At 68.5% G+C, this 22,305-nt stretch carries 22 protein-coding genes and 1 riboswitch; of the genes, 10 read left to right on the top strand and 12 right to left on the bottom strand.

From position 1 onward, the window contains the following. Positions 1 to 24: 24 nt before the first annotated feature. Positions 25 to 252: a DUF167 domain-containing protein gene (locus MAY35_RS15095; protein ID WP_238422158.1), complete on the top strand. Its 228-nt coding sequence runs from the start codon at positions 25 to 27 to the stop codon at positions 250 to 252. Between the two features lie 15 nt (positions 253 to 267). On the opposite strand, the gene MAY35_RS15100 is transcribed toward MAY35_RS15095, so the two are convergent. Both MAY35_RS15100 and MAY35_RS15105 read right to left on the bottom strand, forming a co-directional pair. After that, on the bottom strand, positions 268 to 732 hold the full coding sequence (locus MAY35_RS15100; RefSeq protein WP_238422114.1) for a tRNA (cytidine(34)-2'-O)-methyltransferase: 465 nt from the start codon (positions 730 to 732) through the stop codon (positions 268 to 270). 75 nt (positions 733 to 807) lie between these two features. Continuing rightward, positions 808 to 1,746, bottom strand: a complete 939-nt coding sequence (locus MAY35_RS15105) for a serine/threonine dehydratase (protein ID WP_374237961.1) — start codon at positions 1,744 to 1,746, stop codon at positions 808 to 810. A gap of 112 nt (positions 1,747 to 1,858) precedes the next feature. Between MAY35_RS15105 and MAY35_RS15110 the strand changes: the two genes are divergently transcribed. The 3 genes from MAY35_RS15110 (at position 1,859) to MAY35_RS15120 (ending at position 4,827) form a co-directional block, all read left to right on the top strand. Next, positions 1,859 to 2,731, top strand: coding sequence for a bifunctional methylenetetrahydrofolate dehydrogenase/methenyltetrahydrofolate cyclohydrolase (locus tag MAY35_RS15110; RefSeq protein WP_238422115.1), 873 nt, complete (start codon positions 1,859 to 1,861; stop codon positions 2,729 to 2,731). A gap of 107 nt (positions 2,732 to 2,838) precedes the next feature. Next, positions 2,839 to 3,102, top strand: a complete 264-nt coding sequence (locus tag MAY35_RS15115) for a DUF3017 domain-containing protein (RefSeq protein WP_238422160.1) — start codon at positions 2,839 to 2,841, stop codon at positions 3,100 to 3,102. A gap of 141 nt (positions 3,103 to 3,243) precedes the next feature. After that, the gene (locus MAY35_RS15120) at positions 3,244 to 4,827 is read left to right on the top strand and encodes a hypothetical protein (RefSeq protein WP_238422161.1); all 1,584 of its coding nucleotides are present in this window, start codon (positions 3,244 to 3,246) and stop codon (positions 4,825 to 4,827) included. A gap of 60 nt (positions 4,828 to 4,887) precedes the next feature. Here MAY35_RS15120 and MAY35_RS15125 read toward each other — a convergent pair whose 3' ends face one another. Both MAY35_RS15125 and MAY35_RS15130 read right to left on the bottom strand, forming a co-directional pair. Then, positions 4,888 to 6,042, bottom strand: a complete 1,155-nt coding sequence (locus MAY35_RS15125; protein WP_238422116.1) for a homoserine O-acetyltransferase — start codon at positions 6,040 to 6,042, stop codon at positions 4,888 to 4,890. A 16-nt stretch (positions 6,043 to 6,058) separates the two neighbouring features. Continuing rightward, positions 6,059 to 7,396: a bifunctional o-acetylhomoserine/o-acetylserine sulfhydrylase gene (locus tag MAY35_RS15130; RefSeq protein ID WP_238422117.1), complete on the bottom strand. Its 1,338-nt coding sequence runs from the start codon at positions 7,394 to 7,396 to the stop codon at positions 6,059 to 6,061. A gap of 61 nt (positions 7,397 to 7,457) precedes the next feature. Further along, positions 7,458 to 7,577, bottom strand: a riboswitch (SAM riboswitch). Positions 7,578 to 7,864: 287 nt separating this feature from the next. On the opposite strand from MAY35_RS15130, the gene MAY35_RS15135 reads away from it, so the two are divergent. Continuing rightward, complete coding sequence (locus MAY35_RS15135) at positions 7,865 to 9,655, top strand: PE-PPE domain-containing protein (protein ID WP_238422118.1); 1,791 nt, start codon at positions 7,865 to 7,867, stop codon at positions 9,653 to 9,655. 169 nt (positions 9,656 to 9,824) lie between these two features. After that, the gene (locus MAY35_RS15140; protein ID WP_374237963.1) at positions 9,825 to 11,042 is read left to right on the top strand and encodes an MFS transporter; all 1,218 of its coding nucleotides are present in this window, start codon (positions 9,825 to 9,827) and stop codon (positions 11,040 to 11,042) included. A gap of 71 nt (positions 11,043 to 11,113) precedes the next feature. Here MAY35_RS15140 and bfr read toward each other — a convergent pair whose 3' ends face one another. Beyond that, entirely contained in the window at positions 11,114 to 11,599 is a 486-nt protein-coding gene (bfr, locus tag MAY35_RS15145) for a bacterioferritin (protein ID WP_238422120.1), read from the bottom strand. 98 nt (positions 11,600 to 11,697) lie between these two features. Then, positions 11,698 to 11,880: a bacterioferritin-associated ferredoxin gene (locus MAY35_RS15150; protein WP_238422162.1), complete on the bottom strand. Its 183-nt coding sequence runs from the start codon at positions 11,878 to 11,880 to the stop codon at positions 11,698 to 11,700. A gap of 148 nt (positions 11,881 to 12,028) precedes the next feature. On the opposite strand from MAY35_RS15150, the gene MAY35_RS15155 reads away from it, so the two are divergent. From MAY35_RS15155 to MAY35_RS15165, 3 genes are read left to right on the top strand one after another with little or no spacing between them, the layout of a single operon-like run. Continuing rightward, positions 12,029 to 12,877 (top strand): exodeoxyribonuclease III, encoded by an 849-nt coding sequence (locus MAY35_RS15155; protein ID WP_238422121.1) that lies wholly within the window; start codon positions 12,029 to 12,031, stop codon positions 12,875 to 12,877. A 23-nt stretch (positions 12,878 to 12,900) separates the two neighbouring features. After that, the gene (trpS, locus tag MAY35_RS15160) at positions 12,901 to 13,956 is read left to right on the top strand and encodes a tryptophan--tRNA ligase (RefSeq protein WP_238422122.1); all 1,056 of its coding nucleotides are present in this window, start codon (positions 12,901 to 12,903) and stop codon (positions 13,954 to 13,956) included. A gap of 49 nt (positions 13,957 to 14,005) precedes the next feature. Continuing rightward, positions 14,006 to 15,064 (top strand): YhjD/YihY/BrkB family envelope integrity protein, encoded by a 1,059-nt coding sequence (locus MAY35_RS15165; RefSeq protein ID WP_238422123.1) that lies wholly within the window; start codon positions 14,006 to 14,008, stop codon positions 15,062 to 15,064. A gap of 10 nt (positions 15,065 to 15,074) precedes the next feature. Here the strand turns inward: MAY35_RS15165 and MAY35_RS15170 are convergent, their stop codons facing one another. The 4 genes from MAY35_RS15170 to MAY35_RS15185 form a co-directional block, all read right to left on the bottom strand. Next, a complete protein-coding gene (locus tag MAY35_RS15170) occupies positions 15,075 to 16,394 on the bottom strand; it encodes a D-alanyl-D-alanine carboxypeptidase family protein (protein WP_238422124.1) in 1,320 nt (439 codons plus the stop codon). Between the two features lie 55 nt (positions 16,395 to 16,449). Next, positions 16,450 to 17,205, bottom strand: a complete 756-nt coding sequence (locus MAY35_RS15175) for a type 1 glutamine amidotransferase (RefSeq protein ID WP_238422125.1) — start codon at positions 17,203 to 17,205, stop codon at positions 16,450 to 16,452. Then, the gene (locus MAY35_RS15180) at positions 17,202 to 17,645 is read right to left on the bottom strand and encodes a hypothetical protein (protein ID WP_238422126.1); all 444 of its coding nucleotides are present in this window, start codon (positions 17,643 to 17,645) and stop codon (positions 17,202 to 17,204) included. The genes MAY35_RS15175 and MAY35_RS15180 overlap by 4 nt, the downstream gene beginning before the upstream one ends. Before the next feature lie 92 nt (positions 17,646 to 17,737). Continuing rightward, positions 17,738 to 18,940: a cytochrome P450 gene (locus MAY35_RS15185; protein WP_238422127.1), complete on the bottom strand. Its 1,203-nt coding sequence runs from the start codon at positions 18,938 to 18,940 to the stop codon at positions 17,738 to 17,740. 162 nt (positions 18,941 to 19,102) lie between these two features. Between MAY35_RS15185 and MAY35_RS15190 the strand changes: the two genes are divergently transcribed. Beyond that, the gene (locus MAY35_RS15190; protein WP_238422128.1) at positions 19,103 to 19,705 is read left to right on the top strand and encodes a TetR/AcrR family transcriptional regulator; all 603 of its coding nucleotides are present in this window, start codon (positions 19,103 to 19,105) and stop codon (positions 19,703 to 19,705) included. Positions 19,706 to 19,748: 43 nt separating this feature from the next. Here MAY35_RS15190 and MAY35_RS15195 read toward each other — a convergent pair whose 3' ends face one another. Both MAY35_RS15195 and sdhA read right to left on the bottom strand, forming a co-directional pair. Next, positions 19,749 to 20,537: a succinate dehydrogenase iron-sulfur subunit gene (locus tag MAY35_RS15195; RefSeq protein WP_238422129.1), complete on the bottom strand. Its 789-nt coding sequence runs from the start codon at positions 20,535 to 20,537 to the stop codon at positions 19,749 to 19,751. Beyond that, positions 20,537 to 22,291 carry a succinate dehydrogenase flavoprotein subunit gene (sdhA, locus tag MAY35_RS15200; protein ID WP_238422130.1) on the bottom strand — a complete coding sequence of 585 codons (1,755 nt, stop codon included), beginning with the start codon at positions 22,289 to 22,291 and terminating at the stop codon, positions 20,537 to 20,539. The genes MAY35_RS15195 and sdhA overlap by 1 nt, the downstream gene beginning before the upstream one ends. Positions 22,292 to 22,305 lie beyond the last annotated feature (14 nt).

Consider the following 22,305-nt stretch of genomic DNA (forward strand, 5'->3'; position numbering starts at 1 on the left):
AGAGAACCGATCGAGGAAGAGCAGATGCCGCACCAGGTCGTGGTGACCGTCAAACCGAAGAGCAGCAAGGGTCCGTTGGTCGAGACGGGGCCCGACGGCGCGATCACCGTGTACGTCCGTGAACCCGCGACGGAGGGCCGGGCGAACAAGGCGGTCTCCGAACTGCTCGCCGCCCACCTCGGTGTCCCCAAGAGCAAGGTGGCGCTCATCGGCGGCGCGACGGCCCGCACCAAGCGCTACCGCGTCGACTGACCAGACGGCCCAGACTCAGACAGCACCGGTGAAGCCGTGCTGGCGCCAGGCCTCGTAGACGACGATGCTCGCGGCGTTGGCCAGATTGTGTGATCGACGACCGGCGAGCATCGGGATGCGCACCCGGTCGGTGACCTCGGGTTCGTCGAGGACCTCCGCCGGCAACCCGGTCGGTTCCGGGCCGAACAGCAGCACGTCGCCCGGCTGATAATCGACGTCGGTGTGATACCGCTCGGCGTGGGCGGTGAAGGCGAAGACGCGCTCGGGCTTCAGCGTCGTCAAGGCGGTCACCAGGTTGGGATGCACGGTGACGTTGGCCATCTCGTGATAGTCGAGGCCGGCGCGTTTGACCTGCGCGTCGGACATGGAGAACCCGAGCGGTTCGATCAGGTGGAGTTCGCATCCGGTGTTGGCGGCCAACCGGATCGCGTTGCCGGTGTTCGGCGGGATGCACGGCTGGTAGAACATGATTCGGAACATGATGGGATCAGCGTAGCGCCGAACGGTTCCGGTCCCCGCTCGGTTCCGGTCCCCGCCGGGGCGCGGCGCGTCTTCTCAGAGCGCCAACGGGGTGTTCGCCCCACACAGCACGATGCACAGGGTGGAATCGGGTGGCGGTGTCACGGCGCCGGTGACCACCGCGGCGACCGCAGTGGCGGTCCCGTGTTCGACGAAGACGCGGTGCGACTCCCACAGCATGCGTCGCGCGGCGATGATCTGGTCGTCGGCGACGATCACGCTGCCGACCGCCGGATTGCCGGCGACCGTCTGCCAACACAGATCGCCCACCCGGGTGGCGCCGAGGGAATCGGCGGCGATGCTCTCGAGTTCGACGGGAACGGGGGTCCCGGCCGCGAGCGCCTGGTGCAGACACGATGCGCCGATCGGTTCGGCCCCGACGAGACGGTCGCCGGGTCGCAGGGTGGCGGCGATGCCGGCGAGCAGGCCGCCACCACCGACACAGACCACCGTCGTGAGTGGTCCGGGCACGTCGTCGGCGAGTTCGAGACCGATGGTGCCGGCCCCGGCGACGATGTCGGGACGGTCGTAGGCGTGCAGTGCCAGGGCCCCGGTCTCGAGAGCGAGTTGTTCGGCGGCGTCGGCAGCCTCCTGATAGCGGTTGCCGACGAGATGGACACGCGCACCGATCGCCCGCAGGGTGTCGACCTTCACCTGCGGTGCGTTCTCCGGGATCACGGCGGTCACCGGGACGTCGACGATGCGCGCCGCCCATGCCGCGCCGATCGCGGCGTTACCGCCGGAGGCCACGAGGACACCTGCCTCGGTCAGCGTTCCCCGAGCCCGGGCGTGCAGGGTCGCCCACAAGCTGCCGCGAGGCTTGAAACAGCCGCCGATCTGCAGGTATTCGTGCTTGAACACGACGTCGACCGGGCCGTTGGCGGTGTCGAGCACCGCGCGCGACACCGGCGTGTGCCGGAGAAGCGGGGCGATCGCCGAGTGCGCGTGCTGAACGTCGGTCGGCGTCACTGTCACGGCACCGACACTAGTCGCGCACGCGCCCGATCACGGCCGACCGGCGGCACCGACACGGGCACGATGTCCGTCGATGACGGAATCCGGGTGGACGAGTGGAAGAATGTCGGGCGTGACCGCGATACGACTCGATGGCAAGACGACGCGCGACGAGATCTTCGCTGATCTGGCCGAGCGGGTGGAGAAGCTCCGGCTGGCTGGCGTCACCCCCGGCCTCGGCACCGTGCTGGTGGGCGACGATCCGGGTTCGCAATCCTATGTGAAGGGCAAGCACGCCGACTGCGCACGCATCGGGGTGGCCTCGCTCCGCAAGGACCTCCCCGCCGACGCCACCACCGAACAGCTCAACGCGGCGATCGACGAGCTCAATGCCAACCCGGCCTGTACCGGGTACATCGTGCAGTTGCCGTTGCCCCGGCATCTCGACGAGAACGCTGCCCTCGAACGCATCGACCCGCTGAAGGATGCCGACGGTCTGCACCCGATCAATCTCGGTCGTCTGGTGCTCGGCAAGGAGTCGACGCTGCCCTGCACCCCGCGCGGCGTCATTCACCTGCTCCGCCGCTACGACGTTCCGCTGGCGGGTGCCCGCGTCACGGTCGTGGGTCGCGGTGTGACCATCGGCCGGCCCATCGGGCTGCTGCTCACCCGTCGCAGTGAGAACGCCACCGTGACGCTCTGCCACACGGGAACGGCCGACCTCCGGTCGGAGGTCGAGCGCGCCGACATCGTGATCGCGGCTGCGGGCGTCCCGCACCTGATCACCGCCGACATGGTCAAGCCCGGCGCCGCCGTGGTCGATGTGGGCGTCAGCCGGACCGACGCCGGCCTCGTGGGCGACGTCCATCCCGACGTCTGGGAGGTCGCCGGTCATGTGTCCCCGAACCCCGGTGGTGTCGGACCGCTGACCCGGGCCTTTCTCCTGGTCAACGTCGTCGAGCGTGCCGAGCAGATGCTGGCGGCCGGAGGCGGCGGCACTTCGTGACAGCGGACGAGCGCGACAGTGAGCCTGCTCACAGCGACGTAGCCGATCACGGTGCCCCGGCCGGAGGGCCGAAGACCGGGACGGCGGATGACCGACGGCTCCGCGCCGTGCTCATGCAGATCCCATATCTGCTGGTCATGCTGGGTGTCCTGGCGGCCGCGCTCCTTGTGATGTTCGATCGCTGGCGACGCGGCTCGTTCGTCTTCGGTGCCGCACTTATCGTCGGTGCGGTCCTGCGGGCGTTCATCCCGTCGTCGCAGGCGGGATTGTTGCAGGTCAGAGGCAAGGCATTCGATGTATCGGTGATGGCGACCGTCGGCGGCGTGATGCTGTGGCTGGCAGCGTCGATCGACTCTTTGGGCACGGATTGATTACAATAGAGACCTGAGCGTGACCTTGAGTCCACATGGTCGCGTGACCTGCACCATTCTGCTGCTCGGCAGCCGACACCGACCGCTGGAGTTTGTATCACCGCATCACCAACCGACGATTCCGTCAGCGAAGTGACGTCCATGGGCGTGTCCGCGGGCGCGGGCATGATTCATTACGTCCTGCTCACGCGTGACGACCTCGGACGTAGCGTGGTCGACTCACGTGTCATCGACGTCGACCCGACCGACGGCCTCGACACCGCCGGACGGGTGAACGCCGGCATCGACGTGATGCTCACCGCAGCACGGGAAACCGGCACGCGCGTCGGCCCGATCGGTGTCGCCGCCCGTACCACCGGGCAGCGCCGGCAGCTGCGTTCTCGCGGCACCGGGCCCCGCCGTCAGGTGCGGCTCGCCGGCGAGGACGAGGCCGTGCTCGCCTACCTCACCGACACCGGTGAGATCGACAGGTTCTCCGCTGCCGTCGTCGTCGACTGCGGTGATTCCGGCATGTCGCTCTACACCGTCGACCCGCGTGACGGGCGTGTCAGCGATCCCGAGCACTCCACGGTGCTCAGTGGACGCCGCCTCGATCGCGCGATCGCCGAGCAACTGATCGCGGACAATCCGTCGCTGGGGGAGATGTCGCGCACACGTGCCGATCGCAGTGAGCTCCGCAGTGCGTGCCGGACCGCCAAAGAGGAGATCGCCTACGGGACCTCGGTGTCCGACGTCGCCGGGGTGACGCTGTCGGGAAGCCTGGGCCGCGTCGCTCTGAACGCATCCCACGTCGACCGGGCCCTCGAGCCGATGGTCCGCGACGCACGAGAGGTCTTTGCCCGGTATGTCGCGGCGATCGCAGCGCGCGGAGTTCGTCCGGACGCGGTGGTCTTCGTCGGCGGACTGGCGAATCTCCCGCTCGTGCGGAGCATCGCGACAGGCCACGACCTGGAGATGGTGAGCCCCGCGGCACCAGAACTCGTCGTGGCGACCGGTGCGGCGCTGCTCGCCCTCGAGGACTACTCGGTCACCACGCGGCTGGCCTTCATCGGCGGTAAACCGCAGCGCGAGTGGCTGTCCGCGACGCCGATCGCGGTCGCCGGAGCGGTCATCGCCGCGACGCTGATGACGATCTACGCGGTCAGTTCGTCGTTCGCGGACCGTCAGGTCCCGGCGCCGCAACCCTCGGTGAGCAGCGTGCCCGCCGCGGCTGCGACAAGCGAGGACAGTCCGGCCCCCACTCCCGCCGTCACCGAACCCTCGACCCGGACCCCGGTGGCGCCGCTGCCGCCGACGTTGGTCCCGCCGACGCTGACACCCACCCAACAGCCGGCGCCCGACGCGGGCTGGGGCGACCCTCCGGCTTGGGCCACCACCGAGCTTCCGCCGACGCGTCCGTCGACGGGCACCAGCACCCGCACCCTGTCGCCGTTCCCGTGGCCGGACCTGACCTTCCCGCCCGGGTCGACCCCGACGATCCCACCGGACCTGTTGCCGCCCGGCCTCCGTCCGCCGACCGCGGCACCCACCCCGCCGCCGCCGACCTACTCGACGACAACGACGACGCGTCCCGGCGGCCAGGCCCGGCCGAGCAGCACGCGTGCCGGCGTGACCGCCGTCCCTGCCCCGTCAGACCCGGGGAAACCGATTGACGGACAAGCGAACCCGCCGTCGCAATGGGGGCCGCCGAGCAGTCCGGTGCCGTCGGCGTCAGCCGCGCGCTGAGAGAGGGTTTCGTCCGGACGGCCTGATGTTGGGAGCCGTCTTGTCTCCGGGCGCCGCTGATCAGGCGTCGCGACGCGCGAGATCGACGGTGCGCTTGAGCAGGTCGCTGATGGCGTCGAATTCGGTGAGGAAGCCGTCGTGACCGGTCTCCGACCGGACGACCTGCAGACCGCCGACGCAGTTGCCGAGTTCCTCGGCCAGCTCGACCTGGAGACGCAAGGGGTAGAGCCGGTCTGAGTCGATACCGCCGACGATGACGGGCACGGAACACTCGTTGAGCGCCTTCGCGACCCCGCCCCGGCCCCGGCCGACGTCGTGGTGATTGAGGACCTCGGTCAGGACGACGTAGCTCGCCGGATCGAAGCGCGCCATCAACTTCGACGCCTGGTGGTCGAGGTAGCTCTGCACCGCGTAGCGCCCGCCGGTCAGCGGGTCGTCGTCGCCCTGGGCGTGGTTGGCGAACCGCGCGTCGAGCTCGGGTTCGCTGCGGTACATGAGATGGGCGATCCGCCGTGCGATACCCATGCCCTGCAACGGAATTCGGCCGGTCTCGTAGTAGTTTCCGCCACACCAGTCCGGGTCGGCCTTGATCGCGGCGATCTGTGCGGACTGGATGCCGATCTGATCGGCGGTCGCACGTGCGCCGACCGCGAGGACCAGTGCACTGCGTACCCGGTCGGGATACTCGATCACCCATTCCAGGGCGCGCGCCCCGCCCATCGAGCCGCCGAGTACCGCTCCGACACTTCGGATTCCGAGGCGATCCATCAGCGCCACCTCGGCGCGAACCTGGTCGAGCACGGTGATCTGCGGGAAGCGCGAACCCCACGGACGGCCGTCCGGCGCAGGCGAACCCGGTCCGGTCGACCCCTTGCATCCGCCGAGGACGTTGGCGGAGATGACACACCACTCGTCGGTGTCGATCGCCATACCCGGGCCGATGAGACCGTCCCACCAACCCGCGGAATCATGTCCGGCGTCGGCCGGTCCGGTGACGTGCGAGTCACCCGTCAGTGCGTGGAGCGTGAGGATGACGTTGTCGCGCGACGGCGACAACGTCCCCCAGCGCTGGAACGCCAGGGTGACGTCGTCGATCCGTTCACCGCTGTCGAGAGGCAGCGAGCCGATGGGTATGCCGACGAGTTGCCCGTCCGGGAGTGACTCCCAGTCGGGCTGATCAGACGCTGTCGCGTTCAGGTCGATACTCACCGACAATGCTGCCTCACCTGTGTCACTTGGCCGCCGCGAATCCCTGTTCGAGGTCGGCCAGGATGTCGTCGATCCCCTCGATGCCCACGGCCAGGCGGACGAGGCCCGGGGTGACACCCGCGGCGAGCTGCTCCTCGGGGGTCAGCTGGCTGTGGGTGGTCGACGCCGGGTGGATGACGAGCGAACGCACGTCACCGATGTTGGCGACATGGCTGTGCAGACTCAGGGCATCCACGAACTTCTTGCCCGCATCGACGCCGCCGGCGATCTCGAAGGCGACGATCGCGCCCTGTCCCTTGGGTGCCAGCTCCTGGCCGCGCTGGTACCAGCGCGACGATTCGAGGCCCGCGTAGGCGACGGACTCGACCTGGGCGTGCTTCTCCAGGAACGCCGCGACCTTCTGGGCGTTGGCGACGTGGCGCTCGATGCGCAGGCTCAGGGTCTCGAGTCCCTGCGAGAGCAGGAAGGCGTTGAACGGCGCGATGGCCGCACCGGTGTCGCGCAACCACTGGACGCGGGCCTTCAGCGCGAAGGCCGGGGCGCCGAGGTCGGCGAAGACGGCGCCGTGGTAGCTGGGGTCCGGGGTGGTGAAGCCGGGGAAGAGGTCCTTCCCGTCACGCTGGACGCGCCAGTCGAAGGTGCCGCCGTCGACGATGACGCCGCCGATCGCGGTGCCGTGCCCGCCGATGTACTTGGTGGCCGAGTGCACCACGATGTCGGCGCCGTGGGCGAGCGGGTTGATCAGGTACGGCGTCGCGACGGTGTTGTCGACGATCAGGGGGATGCCGTTGCTGTGCGCGACCTCCGAGATGCCCTTGATGTCGAGGATCTCGTTGTTGGGGTTGGAGATCGACTCACCGAAGAACGCGCGGGTGTTGTCCTTCACGGCGGCCTGCCACGACGCGGGGTCTTCCGGGTCTTCCACGAAGGAGACCTCGACGCCCAGCTTCGGCAGGGTGTAGTGGAACAGGTTGAACGTCCCGCCGTACAGGCGCGGGCTCGACACGACGTGACCGCCGGTCTCGACGATGTTGAGGATCGAGTAGGTCTCGGCGGCCTGACCCGACGCCACGAGAAGCGCGGCGACCCCGCCCTCGAGTGCGGCAACCCGCTGCTCGACGGCGTCCTGCGTCGGATTCATGATGCGGGTGTAGATGTTGCCCGGCTCGGCGAGACCGAAGAGGTTGGCCGCGTGCTGGGTGTCGTTGAAGACATACGACGTGGTCTGGTAGATCGGCAGCGCCCGGGCGTTCGTCGACGCGTCGGCGGCCTGGCCGGCGTGGATCTGCTTGGTCTCGAAGCTCCAGTTGTCGACTGGATTGGTGCCGTCGGCGGACTCGCCGGTAGGTGCGTCAGACATGACGATTGATCACTTTCTACGGTCGGCAGGGCACATCGACCCTGGTGGGGTCCGACCTTCGGACCCGCGCTTGCCGGGGATCGCACGGCGATCCCACAACCCGGTCATCACCCGGAGCACCCCACCGCGGATGGAGGGTTGCCGATCAGCCAGCCGGGGCTTCGCACTGATACTCATGACCTGGCGACAAGGATATAACACGTATGTGAGGGGCTGAGAACCCTCCCGTTCACCGCGACCGCAACCCTGCGCAGTCCTGCTCGGGCGGGTACATCTCCGGTGTCACCCGACCGGGTGAAATCGACACTTCCGGAGAGTGAAAGCCCTGGTCAGGTTCGTTAGCAGCTCTCAGCGTCCTGGTCGATCCGGGGTCGCAGACCTAGGGTTCGGGGCAGCCCCGGCGGTGCCGGTCGTCGAGCCGGTCGTGCCGGTTCGGTCCTCACGGTCCGGGTTCGCAGAGGAGCACCCATGGCCGCGATGGCGCATCTCCGATCTCCCCGGGCCACGGTGCTGACGGCGTCGGTCACCGGGATCGCGGTGGCGGGAGCGCTGTGCCTGTCGGGAACGGCCCCCGCGCGGGGTGACGACCTCGATTGCGGCGGCGGTGCGGTGTTCATCGTCGGCGGCACCAACGACCCGGAGGCCCGGCACCTGATCGGCGTCGAGCAGCGCTACACCGGTATCGGCCCCGACAACCGGGCCGGGACCGCCGACGACGACCCGAGGTACTCCGGGGCCGGACGCTACCGGGTCGTCCACGCGGACTATCCGACGACGATCTGGCCGCTCGGTGCTGCCGGATACGACGACAGCACCGCTCAGGGCATCGCTTCGACGGCCCGTGCGATCTCGGCGTACCAGGCCGACTGTGGCGGCAAACCCGTTGTGGTAGCGGGATATTCGCAGGGAGCGCGGGTGGCGGGCGACGTGCTCGCCGACATCGGGACCTCGACTCCCGTCGACGCCGCGGGCAACGAGACCGCCGACGGCGCCTTCCGTCTCGTCGACGTCGCCGGAACGCCGGGCGATCCGTCCGACGACGTGCTCGTCAGCATCGAGCACCTCTCCGGCGAGCTGTACGCCGACCCGCGCCAGGCCGGAGACAAGACCGGCCGGGGCATCGAACTGTCCCTGATCGGGATCATTCCGGGTCTCACGATGTCGGGACCCCGGTCCGGGACGGGTACCGACCGTGGTTTCGGCGTCCTCGACGGCGACGTGGTGTCGGTCTGTGTCGAGGGGGATCCGATCTGCGACCTGCCGGACCCGCTCCATGACCCGATCGGTGCGATGGACGGTCTTCTCGGCTACTTCACCAAGCACAATCTGTACCCGTACGCCATGTGGCGCGATCCGTCGTCGCAGTGGTCCACCCGCCCGGTGGAGTGCGATGACCCGGGGACCACGTGCACGGTCGGCGCCGACTCCGCCGTCGCCGAACTCGTGCGGGGGTGGGTGCGCGACCTCGGGATCACCGGCGACCTCGGCAACGTGCTCGCTGGACGGCCGACGCTCTCTGTGCCCTTCGGGATCGAGCTGGCGAATCTGCAGCCTGTGGTCCGGCTCATCCAGGGACTGCTCCCGCCGCTGCCGCGGCTCGGGTACGGCGCATATCTGCCGGATCTCTTCGTGTTCGAGGACATCCTGCACGGCATCGTGACGTTGTCCCCGGCGCGGTTCGCCGAGGGGGTGACCGCTCTCGCGGCGAGTGTCCGGAGCATCGTGCTCCTCCCGGTCGGGTTCGTGCGGTTCTGGACCGGCGCGCTCGTCGGGCCCCGGATCACCGTGCCGCAGCAGGGAACCGCGGTCGTCTCGGATGTCACCGGTCCGTCACGGGCGTCGATGATCCGCCTCGCCGACAACGCGGCGGGCGAGCCGGTCGTCGACGCCGCGGTGAACGGGGCCGAAGATCGATCCTCGGGTGCGACAACGCCTTCCGCGGACGAGTCCGATGACGCGGGTCCGGGGGCGGGCACCGTGCCGGCGGATGGCCCCGTGTCCGTACCGACCGACCCACCGGAATCGGTTCAGCCAGAGCCGGATCAGCCAGAGCCGGGACAACCAGAGCCGGGACAACCAGAGCCGGTGGACGGGGGGCCGGACCCCGTGCGTACGGACGCCGGCACCGAGAGCGATGTACCCGGCGAACTTGACGAGAGCGAAGCACCCGACGAGGACACGGGGCGCAGGGATGCCGAAACAGGAGAGGACTCGGGCACCGGCCCGGACGAGCACTCCGGCAGCGAGCCCGACGCCTGACCCACTCCGCTCGCCGGGCAGGGTTCCGCCGGACCCTGTGCGTCAACTCACGACCGAGCGGGGAATCGGCGACGCCGTGCCAGGGTTGGCATGAATCGTGCCTGATGCTCTCTCGACCACAACCGATGCGCCGGACGACCTGACTCTCTCGGGCCGACCGGCGGACGACGTGTCCTCGCACACCGCTCCCGTCGACCCCGCCCGTTCCGTCGACGCTTCCGGGGTGTCTCGCCGCATTCGACGCTGGACGATCCTGGCACTCGCCCTCGGCGGCTTCGGGATCGGTACCACGGAGTTCGTCGCGATGGGCCTGCTCCCCAACATCGCGGGATCCCTGGGTGTCTCGGAGCCCACCGCGGGCCACGTGATCTCCGCCTACGCGATGGGCGTCGTCGTCGGAGCGCCCCTCATCGCCGCGCTCACCGCGCGGATGTCGCGCCGCACCCTGCTGATCGGCCTGATGGTCGCGTTCACCGTCGGCAACTTCCTGACCGTCGTGGCGCCGGACTATGGACTCCTGCTCGTCGCTCGGTTCGTCGCCGGGCTGCCGCACGGCGCGTACTTCGGTGTCGCGGCGCTCGTCGCCGCCCACCTGGCCGGTCCGCGCAACCGGGCGAAGGCGGTGGGTCAGGTGATGCTCGGCCTGTCGGTGGCCAATGTGTTCGGGGTGCCCGCCGCGGCCTGGCTCGGCGAGACCTTCGGCTGGCGATCGGCCTTCGCGATCGTCGTCGTCATCGGCCTGGCCACGGTGTTCGCGCTGGTGCGCGCATTGCCGGCCCTGACCGGGATGAAGACGACCGACCCCCTCACCGAACTCGGCGCGCTCAAGCGGTCCCAGGTGTGGTTCACCCTCGTCATCGGCACCGTCGGATTCGGCGGGATGTTCGCGTTCTACACGTATCTGAACTCGGCTCTGACGACAGACACCGGCTTGTCGGTCGCGATCGTCCCGTTCGCGTTGATGCTGTACGGCCTCGGCATGGTGACCGGCAACTTCGTCGGCGGCTACGTCGCCGATCGCAACGTGTCAGCGGCCATCCTCGGCGGCCTCACGGCCAGCGCGCTCAGCCTCGGGGCATTCGCGCTGTTCGCCGGACATGCGTGGGCCGCGCTCGTCCTCACCTACCTGGTGGCCCTGACCGGTTCGACGATGCTCCCGGCGTTGCAGACCAGGCTGATGGACGTGGCCGCCGACGCGCAGACACTCGCTGCGGCGCTGAACCACTCCGCTCTGAACATCGCCAACGCCGCCGGCGCGCTGCTCGGCGGTGTGGTGGTCAGCGCCGGCTACGGCTACCTCGCACCTTCGGTGGTCGGCGTGTTCCTCGCCCTCGCGGGTATCGCCGTCACCGGCGTCGCCCTGGTCGCGGCGAAGCGTCGGGCCTGACGAGACCGACGACGAGGGGCCGACCGGAAATCCGGTCGGCCCCTCGTCGTCGGTGGTGCTTACGTGATTGTTCAGGCGTTTGTGGGCGGCGTCGCGATCGTCTTCGACAGGTAGAGCGCCTCGCCCAGCTTGTTGATCAGCTCGAGCTGCGTCTCGAGGTAGTCGATGTGCTCTTCCTCGTCGGCGAGGATCTCCTCGAGGAGGTTGGCGCTGGTGATGTCGCCCTTCGACCGGCACATCGCGATGCCGGGGCGGAGTCGCTCGACCACCTCGACCTCGATCGACATGTCGGATTCGAACTGCTCACGGATCGACTGCCCGATGCGCAGGGGCAGCAGACGCTGGTAGTTGGGGAGTGCGTCGAGGAAGAGGATGCGGTCGGTCAGCCGCTCCGCGTGCGTCATCTCCTCGATCGACTCGGCGCGGGTCTTGGCCGCGATCTCCGTCAGACCCCAGCTCTGCTGCATCTTCGCGTGCAGGAAGTACTGGTTGATCGCGGTCAGCTCGCTGGTGAGCTGCTCGTTGAGTAGTTCGATGACCTCGTCGTCGCCACGCATGTGACAGCCTCCCGTTCGCCGTATATGTCCGGTCGAACCGTAACACGACAAATAGCCCCGCGCGCGTCCTCGCGCGAGGTCGGAAGGTCGGGGTCAGATCATGCAGCGGTCGTCGCGGTTGACGCCCTTTCGTTCAGGATGGAGTGCAGTTGGTCCAGGCAGGTCCCGCAGCCTTCGCCCGCGCCGCAACGGTCGCTGATCGCATCGACGGTGTACGCACCCGCATCGCAATGCTGATGGACTTCGTCGACCGTGACGGCGCGACATATGCAAACGAACATCTTCGGACTCACCTTCGTGCCTGGATTAGGTAATGCTTACATATGTCCAAGGCTGCGCACAAGGGTTGCCTTACCTCTTTTTCGTCTCAGGGTGCGACGCGATCCTCGGGCCGGGACCTGTCGGAGTGCGTCCGTAGGATGTGGCCCCGTGCCACTCACGATCTCCACGGTGAACGTCAACGGAATCCGCGCAGCGGTCAAACATCGGTCCGAGGCCAATCGCGGCCTCCTGCCGTGGCTCGAGTCCGAACTCGCTGCCTCCGGACTCGATGTGGTCCTGCTGCAGGAGGTCCGGGCCGATGAAGAGTTGGCGCGCGAGGCGCTGGCACCGGCGCTCGATGCCGGTTGGCACCTCACGATGTCCGAGTCGGCGGTGAAGGGTCACGCGGGAGTCGGTGTGCTGACGAGGGCCGCCCCGTCTGCGGTGCGAATCGGCTTCGGCAGCACCGAATTCGACGACCTCGGTCGCTACCTCGAAGTCGATCTCGACACCGACCTCGGACCGCTGACGGCGGCGAGCTTGTATCTGCCCAAGGGCGCAGCGCTTTCCGATGCCGAGAAGGACATCGCGAAGCACGACGAGAAGGTCCGCTTCATGGACGAGTTCGGTGCCCACCTCGGCCGACTGGTGCGTCGACGCCGGCACGTCGTTGTCGGCGGTGACTGGAACATCGCGCCCGCCGAGGCCGACATCAAGAACTGGAAGGGCAACCTGAAGAGTCCCGGTTTCCTGCCGCACGAGCGGGCCTGGGTCGCCGATCTCCTGGCGGGTGGCTGGCGGGACGTCGTCCGGGAACTCTTCCCGGACGAGGCCGGCCCGTACTCCTGGTGGTCGTGGCGCGGCAAGGCGTTCGACAACGACTCCGGGTGGCGGATCGACTACCAACTCACCAACAAGGCGTTGGCCGCCCGGGCGGTCAAAGGCGGGGTCGCACGCGCTGCCGCCTACGATCTGCGCTGGTCCGACCACGCGCCGGTCACCGTGCGGTACGAGTGAGCGGATCTGACAAACTGAAGGCCATGACCAGCGACGCAGAGCGCAGCGGCGGACCGGCGGGTGGGGCGGTGCACGTACGTCCCCGTGTGTTGTCGGGTATCCAGCCGACCAGCGATTCCTTCCATCTCGGGAACTACCTCGGCGCGGTCCGCCAGTGGGTGGCGTTGCAGGACGACTTCGAGGCCTTCTACTTCATCCCGGACATGCACGCCCTCACGGTGCCGTTCGATCCGGCGGTTCTGGCGCAGCGCACCCGGTTGAGCGTCGCCCAGTTGCTCGCCGTCGGTGTGGACCCCGATCGATCCACCATCTACGTGCAGTCCCACATCCCCGAGATCGCACAGTTGACCTGGGTCCTGTCGTGTCTCACCGGATTCGGCGAGGCCAGCCGGATGACCCAGTTCAAGGACAAGTCGGCCAAGCAGGGGGTCGACGCCGCGGGGGTGGGCCTGTTCACCTATCCGATTCTGATGGCGGCGGACATCCTGGCCTTTCAGGTCGACCGGGTGCCGGTGGGGGAGGACCAGCGTCAGCACCTGGAACTGACCCGCGACCTCGCGCAGCGATTCAACTCGCGTTTCGGCAAGGTGTTGAAGGTTCCGCAGGCCCACATCGTCGAAGAGTTCGCCAAGATCTACGACCTGCAGAACCCGACCGCCAAGATGAGCAAGTCCGCGGACACCGACAAAGGCCTCATCAATCTCCTCGACGATCCCAAGCGCTCCGCGAAGAAGATCCGGTCGGCCGTCACCGACACCGGTTCGGAGATCCGCTTCGACACGGCCGAGAAGCCCGGCGTCTCCAACCTGCTGACCATCCAGTCGGCGCTGTCGGGTGTCGGCGTCGATGATCTCGTCGCCAAGTACGAGGGCAAGGGATACGGCGAGTTGAAGCTCGACACCGCCGAGGTGCTCACCGAGTTCGTCACCCCGCTACGCGGTCGCGTCGACGAATACCTGTCCGACCCGGCCGAACTCGATGCCATCCTCGCGCGAGGAGCGGCTCGCGCGCGTGCGGTCGCCTCCGAGACGCTGGCCCGCGTCTATGACAAGGTGGGGTTCCTGGCGCCCGGCAGGTGAGCCGGGACCCGTCGGACCCCGGCGTGACCCGATCAGGAAGGCGAGACCCATGAGCTCGGCGCTCGACTCGGCGAAGTCGGCAGTGGACACAGGCAAGTCGTCGTTCGCCGCGGCGCGCGAGAAGTGGCCCGCCGTCGACCATCTCGTGCGGACGGTCGAACGCTACAACGACCGGCGCGGAAACGTCTATGCGGCGGCGATCAGCTTCAACGGCATCCTCGCGCTCGTCCCGATCATCATGGTCGTCTTCTCGATCGCCGCCTTCGTCCTGGCGAGTCAGCCTCAGCTGCTCGACGATCTGCAACAGGCCATCGTCGACGCGGCACCGGGCAAGGCGGGTGAACAGCTCAGCGAGGTCATCGACTCGGCCATCGCATCGCGCGCAGCGGTCGGCCTCGTCGGCCTCGTCGGTGCGGCGTTCACAGGGATCGGCTGGATCTCCGGGGTGCGCGTGGCGTTCACCGAGATGTACGGCGGCCGTGTCGAGCGCAATCCGGTGATGTCGAAGGTGTGGGATCTGATCACCTTCGCGCTGCTGGGCGTCGCATTCGCGGTGACGATGGCGGTCACTGCCCTGGGCAACAGCGGCCTGACGACGACCGTCCTGTCCTGGGTCGGCCTCGAGGATGCGTCGTGGGCGCCGATCGTCGTGCGAGTGGTGGCGATCGCGGTCTCGGTGTTCGCGAGCTGGCTGCTGTTCACCTTTGTCCTCGCGCGGCTTCCGCTGGTGCCGCTGCCCATGACCCATGCGATGAAGGCCGGACTGGTGATCGCGGTCGCCTTCGAATTGATGAAATCGCTGGGCGGACTGTATCTCCGGTCGGTCCTGGGATCGCCGGCGGGCGTGGCGTTCGGGCCGATCCTCGGCGTCATGGTGTTCGCCTACCTGGCTTCCCGGATCGTCTTGTACGCGACCGCGTGGTGTGCGACCGACTCCATCAACACCGAGTACCAGGTGGTGGAGGAGCCCGACGCGGAACTGCACCGGCCGGTCGTCATCTCGCCGACGGTCGAGGTCAATCCGGCACCGCGCGCGGGTGCTCTCGCCGCTGCCGCCGGTGCGGGGGCCGCGGCAGCAGCGCTCGTGGGGTTCCTCCGCCGGCGGTGATCTGCTCGGTTCAGCGTCGCCGCGAGAAGCGGAGTCCGAGCAGCAGGAGCGCGACCACGAGGAGCGCCGCGACCAGGCCGATGAGGACGCGAACCGACGCAGGCGACGCGGTGTCGGAGTGTGGCGCCGCGCGTTGCGGACCGGTCGACGCGGGTGGCCGCACAGCCGACGACCCCGACGAACGCGACCCTGACGAACGCGACTCAGCCGAACCCGGCCCCGAATCGACGAGGCGGCCGACCGAGATCGCGGGGTCGGCGCGGAACCCGTAGTCGAACAGGGCCTTCGCCTGGTCCCAATAGAGGTCGCCGTCGACCGACAGGCCGAACATCTGCACGATGACCAGGCTGCGTCCGTTCCGTTCGACGGCACCCACGAACGTCTTGCGCGCGTCGTCGGTGTAGCCGGTCTTCCCGCCGAGCGCGCCCGGGTAGCCGTCGAGCAGAAGCCGGTTGCTCGTGTACATGTCGTAGGCGGGATGGTCCTTGTCCCCGGGGACGTCCGGTCGTCGGGGATAGCCCGGGAAGCGGAACGTCGGTGTGGCGATGAGCTCTCGGAAGACCGGTTCGGCCATCGCCGCCCGGAACACGAGCGCGAGATCGTAGGGCGACGAGGACATCCCGGCCGCATCGAGACCGGAGGGACTCGCGGCGCGGGTGTCGGCGGCACCGAGTGCGACCGCGCGCGCGTTCATCTTCGTCAAGGTGGCGTCGACGCCGCCCAGTTCTCGGGCGAGCGCGTTGGCGCAGTCGTTACCCGAGACCAGGAGCAGCCCGGTGAGCAGGTCGCGGACGGTGTAGTTGCCGCCCGGGCCCATACCGCAGGAATCGCCCTCGGCGCCCCAGTCGTCCGGAGTCGGCACAACGGACGCGGCGAGATCGAGTTCGTCGAGGACGACGAGGGCGAGGAGCACCTTGATCGTCGACGCCGGCCGGTAGCGGCCATGCGGATCCTTGGCCGCGATGATCTGTCCCGACCCGAGGTCGGCGATCAACCAGCCGGCCGAGGTCAGGCCGGGCGGAACGGGCCCCGCGGCAGGATCGGCGACGACCCCGCAGTACGCGAGATCCTCACCACCGACGGCCGGCGTCGGCACCGGAAGCGGAGTCGGTGTGGTCGAACCCGGTGCGACGACCTCGGATTCGTCGACGGCGGGCGGCGTCGAGATCTTGTGCGGGCAGTGGTCGGTCACGGGTGTGGTGACGGCGGGGGGAGGAGGGGCGGCCGGCGGCGGCACCGCCGCGGCAGGCGGTATCCCGCCGGCGATCGTCCCGAACGTGACGGCGGCTGCGAGCGCACACAGGGTCCGACGGGTCCACCTCGGGGTCACCGAGCGGACGTTACCAGCGGGTGCGGCGGCGTCCGGGGCATCGACGTGGCGCACGTCAGCGCGTGTCGCGGTCCGCGGCCACGACCTCGGCCAGCCACCGGCCCATCACGGCGTGGGCCAGCGGCGCCGTCGCACCCTCGACGGCTCCGGCGTCGTCGGCGAACCGGCGGGTCGCGGTCTCACCCAGGACCTCGACCACGTCTGCACGCGACTCGGGGTGTGACAACCAGTCGCTCACAAGGGCGGCACCTGCCTCGAGGTGGAATTGCACCCCGTAGCAGTTGTCCTTCCGGTACAGCTGGGTGTTGCACTGCTCGGACGATGCCAGCAACTCGGCTCCGGCTGGGAGTCGGCATGTGTCGAAATGCCAGTGCACCGTGGTCATCTCGTGGCCCTGTCCGGCTGCGTCCAGCGCAGGCCCCCAGACCGGGTCGGCGAGGCCTGCGTCGGTGAAGGACACGGGATGCACCCCGAGTTCGGGGGATGGTCCGGTGTACACCTCACCGCCGAGGGCCTTCGTCAGCATCTGCGCGCCGAGGCACACGCCCCACACGGGGATTCCGGCTTCGACGGCCCGCTTCAGCAGGGCGATCTCCTCGCTGATCCACGGGATCCTCTCGGCGTCGTCGACGCCCATGGCGCCGCCGAGGACGATGATCGCGTCGACGTCGCCGAGGTCCGCCGGGACCGGTTCGCGCCAGATACGAAGCGTCGTCACATCGGCGATCTCGTCGAGGGCTGGGCCGTATGCGCCGGGCGGTTCGGATTCGGCATGCCGGATCTCGAGCACGCGCACCGGGTTCTGCGTCATCCGCCAACCCTACGATCTCCGTGCGTATTCGTCTCCCCTGCTCGGCACGAGCTGGTCGCGAGCTCACCATGCGCGGTGTGCTCGGCGACGCGCTGGTCGTCGATCCAGATCTCGCACCGCGCGAAGCGACCCGCCGACTGGAACAATGCGACGACCGGTGTGTCGGGGGAGGGGCGGACGAAGACCAACGATGACGACCACCGTCCCGATGACGAATCCCGTTGCGTCAACGGGACTTCTGCCTGGGTGCGCAGCCGGCCGTCGGCGTCGTACCAGGCCGCCGCGCCGTTGTGTTGCCGGTCCGAGGTCAGTGTGACCGTGACCCGCGATGCGGTTGGTGGGTCGCCGGGTGCCGCGAGCGCGGGGGAGAACACCGCGAACGCCAGGCTTGCGCTCATCGTGCAGGTGAGCAGAAGGCGCAGGAGGAGGATGCGGATCATGGCGGGACTCCGTTCGAGTGTGCCGACTCGCCAGACGGGGCGAGGTCGGTGGCGCACTCTAGGACGCACCGGGTCGTGTTCTGGTTCCCTCGTCAGACATCACCCACGATGACCGGAAGCGTGGCGAGCTTGCGCGCCAGAACACCTTCTTCCCAGCGTGATCCGTCGGCGTCCAGCCGGACGGCGGGCGTCTCGGCCAGCAGGTGTTCGATGGCGATGCGTGCCTGCAACCGGGCCAGTGCCGCCCCCACGCACAGGTGCAGTCCCTTGCCGAACGCGAGATGGGATCGTCGGGCCGCGGGATCGAGGTCGATGATCGCGGGGTCGTCGAAGCGCGCGGGATCGCGATTTCCCGCCCCCCACATGAGGAACACGTGCGCGCCGGCGGGTAACGCGGTGCCTCCCAGCGTGGTGTCGGACACCACGTGGCGGAAGTGTCCGCGGAACGGCGTCTCGAGTCGGAGCGCCTCCTCGACGAACACCGGGATGAGTGCGGGTTCGCGACGCAACTCCGCTTCCGTGTCCGGATGCCTGCTGAGTAACCAGACCGCGCTGCTCAGCAGGGTGGTCGTCGACTCGGCTCCGGCCGCGACGAGCTGGAAGAGGATCATCACGGCCTCGTCGTGATCGAGCCGTCCCTCGGTGACGCGATCAGCGATCTGGCTCAGGGCGGTCGAGTTGTCGCTCCCGTTCCCGCCGCCGGCCATCCTCTCGGTCAACGCGTGGGAGAGGTGGGCGGTCAGTTCGGCCACCGCGGCGGTCGCCGTCGCCAGTTGCGCAGGGGTGATGACGCCGTCGATCAGCACATTGGTCGCGACCGCCCACCTGGTCAAGTCGTCGAGCGCATCGGTGCGCAGCCCGAGCAACTCGGTGACCACCGCCATCGGGATGCGTCCCGCGATGGCCGCCACCCAGTCGATCCGGCCGTCGTGCAGCCCGCTGCGCCACGCATCGGCGACCAGCCGGCGGACCTGGGGTTCGAGGGCGCGGATTCGTGCGGGGGAGACCGATGGCATGACGAGGGTCCGGTGGTCGCGATGGCGTGGCCCGTCGGCGGTCGCCAGGACGTGCATGGCGTCGCCGAGGCCGGCGACCGGGAACTCCGAAACCGTGCCGTCGTCGTGCCAGACCATCGTGGCGGTCAGGTTCGACGAGAAGTCGTCCGGACGGCTCACCGCCTCGGCGATGAGGTCCCAGGAGCCGACTGCATAGAACGAGGACTCGCCGATCTGCTGGATGGGCGCGTCCTGATGGAGCCGTGCGTAGAAGGTCGTGGGGTCGTCGGTGTGGTGCATGACCCCAGGGTCGATGACGTCGGGCGTGGTGGCACGCGATTCCGAGAAGGAGAGACTCGCCGAAACGCCAGTTGCGCCAGCGCGTCTCAACGTAACGTCGTGACCAGGGGTTGTCGGGCGCCGGTCGAGCGCACACCGTCTCACGCTGAGAATGGAGAGTTCGTGGCCCAGGACTGGTTGGTCGGCGGTGAACGGCGGGACGCCGCCCGCGAGCGACTCGTCGCGCACGCCGCGGCTCTCATCGCCCGGCGCGGACTCGACGCGTTCGATCTCGACGAGCTCGGGCGCCGGGCGCACTGTTCGAGGGCGACGATCTACCGGCATGCCGGCGGGCGGGCCGCGTTGATCGAGTCCGTGCTGGCCACGACCTCGTCGCCGGTGCTGGCTGCCATCCGAACGTCGATCGCCGATCTCACCGGACCCGAACGTGCCCGGACGGCGATCATCGAGACCCTGCGGGCCCTACGCGGGGACCGCGTCATCCGGCAGTTCCTCCGGCCGGACAACCTGATCGACGCGACGCCGACGGTCCTCTCGTCGCCCGCGGTGCACGCGGTGGCCGCCGACCTGGTCGGCGTCGATCCCGACGACCCGGCGGATGCGCGATTCATCATCCGCTCGGTGCTCGCCATGCTGCTCTGGCCCGCCGAACCGGACGAGGAGGCGCGAAGCGCGGACTCGATCGTCGCCGGCGTCCTCCGCACCACTGCGACCTCGGCGGGAACCACCTCCACCCCGACCGACGACACCGGCCCGCACCCCTGAGGGTGCGGGCCGGTGCCGGGCTGCAGAGAAAAGAACCAATCGGTCAGCGCGAGAACATCAGTGCGCGCTTGACCTCGGAGATCGCCTGTGTCACCTGGATGCCACGGGGGCACGCGTCGGTGCAGTTGAAGGTGGTGCGGCAGCGCCACACACCGTCGACGTCGTTGAGGATGTCGAGACGCTCGACGGCACCTTCGTCGCGGCTGTCGAAGATGAAGCGATGCGCGTTGACGATGGCGGCCGGGCCGAAGTACGAGCCCTCCGTCCAGAACACCGGGCAGCTCGTCGTGCAGCAGGCACAGAGGATGCACTTGGTGGTGTCGTCGAAGCGTGCGCGGTCGGTCTGGCTCTGGATCCGCTCGCGGGTCGGCTCGTTACCGGAGGTGATCAGGAACGGCTTGATGGCGCGGTACGCGTCGAAGAACGGTTCCATGTCGACGACGAGATCCTTCTCCACCGGCAGGCCGCGGATGGGCTCGACGGTGATGGTGATCTCCTTGGACTTGTCCTTGGGGAGCATGTCCTTCATGAGGAGCTTGCACGCGAGGCGGTTGACGCCGTTGATACGCATTGCGTCGGAGCCGCAGACGCCGTGCGCGCAGCTGCGACGGAAGGTGAGCGTGCCGTCGAGGTAGCCCTTCACGTACAGCAGGAGGTTGAGCAGGCGGTCCGTGGGCAGGGCCGGGACGCGGAAGCTCTCGAACCCCTGTGCATCCGGGTTCTCCGGATTGAAGCGGAAGATCTTGAGCGTCACCATGGTGGCCTCGTCGGGCACCGGTGGCAACGGCGGCTCGTCGGAGGACGGTGCGGGCTTGTCCAGAACAGATGTCATCAGTACTTACGCTCCATCGGTTCGTAGCGGGTCTGCACCACGGGCTTGTAGTCCAGCTCGATGTCCGAGAGAAGGTCGTCGCCCTTCTTGTACGCCATGGTGTGGCGCATGTAGTTCACGTCGTCGCGGTCGGGGTAGTCCTCGCGCGCGTGACCGCCGCGCGATTCCTTGCGGTTGAGTGCGCCGACCACGGTCACCTCGGCCATCTCCAACAGGAAGCCGAGCTCGATGGCCTCGAGCAGGTCGCTGTTGAAGCGCTTGCCCTTGTCGTGGACCTTGATGTGGGCGTAGCGCTCCTTGAACCGGTGGATGTCGGTGAGCGCCTGCTTGAGGGTCTCCTCGGTGCGGAAAACCGACGCGTTGGCGTCCATCGAGGCCTGCAGTTCGGTACGGATGTCGGCGACCCGCTCGTGCCCGTGTTCGCTGAGTAACAGCTCGAGCCAGGAGTCGACCATCTCGGTCGGCGCCTCCGGGAGTTCGGTGAACTCCGCGGAGTTGGCGTAGTCGGCGGCGGCGATGCCCGCGCGCCGACCGAACACGTTGATGTCCAGCAGCGAGTTCGTGCCGAGGCGGTTCGCGCCGTGGACCGACACGCAGGCGCACTCGCCCGCGGCGTACAGCCCGTGGACGACCTCGTCGTTGTTGCGCAGCACCTGGCCGTTGATGTTGGTCGGGATGCCGCCCATCACGTAGTGGCACGTGGGGAACACCGGTACGTACTCGGTGACGGGGTCGACGCCGAGATAGGTGCGGGCGAACTCGGTGATGTCCGGGAGCTTCTCGTTGAGGACGTCCTCGCCCAGGTGGGTCACGTCGATGTAGACGTAGTCCTTGTTGGGTCCGGCGCCGCGGCCCTCGAGCACCTCGAGGACCATCGAACGCGCGACGATGTCACGGGGCGCGAGGTCCTTGATGGTGGGGGCGTAGCGCTCCATGAAGCGTTCGCCGTCGGCGTTGCGCAGGATGCCGCCCTCGCCGCGAACGGCTTCGGAGATCAGGATGCCCAGGCCGGCGAGGCCGGTCGGATGGAACTGGTGGAACTCCATGTCCTCCAGCGGCAGACCCTTGCGGAAGACGATTCCCATGCCGTCGCCGGTCAGCGTGTGGGCGTTCGACGTGGTCTTGTACATGCGGCCCGAGCCGCCGGTGGCGAAGACGATCGACTTGGCGTGGAAGACGTGGATCTCGCCGGTCGCGAGCTCGTAGGCGACGACGCCGGTGGCGACCTGCTCGCCCTTCTCGTTCTCGGTGAGGCAGATGTCGAGAGCGTAGAACTCGTTGAAGAACTCGACGTCGTGCTTGACGCAGTTCTGGTACAGCGTCTGCAGGATCATGTGGCCGGTACGGTCGGCGGCGTAGCAGGCGCGACGCACCGGGGACTTGCCGTGATCGCGGGTGTGCCCGCCGAAGCGGCGCTGGTCGATCTTGCCCTCGGGTGTCCGGTTGAACGGCAGGCCCATCTTCTCCAGATCGAGGACCGCGTCGATGGCCTCCTTGGCCATGATCTCGACGGCGTCCTGATCGGCCAGGTAGTCACCACCCTTGACGGTGTCGAACGTGTGCCACTCCCAGTTGTCTTCCTCGACGTTGGCCAGTGCGGCGCACATGCCGCCCTGGGCCGCGCCGGTGTGGCTGCGGGTGGGGTAGAGCTTGGTCAGTACCGCGGTGCGGGCGCGCGGGGCGGATTCGATCGCCGCGCGCATGCCTGCGCCGCCGGCGCCCACGATGACGACGTCGTAGCGGTGTTCCTGCATGTTCTGGGTCTCCT

Origin of the sequence: Gordonia sp. 'Campus' (assembly GCF_022206305.1) — a bacterium.
GTDB lineage: Bacteria > Actinomycetota > Actinomycetes > Mycobacteriales > Mycobacteriaceae > Gordonia.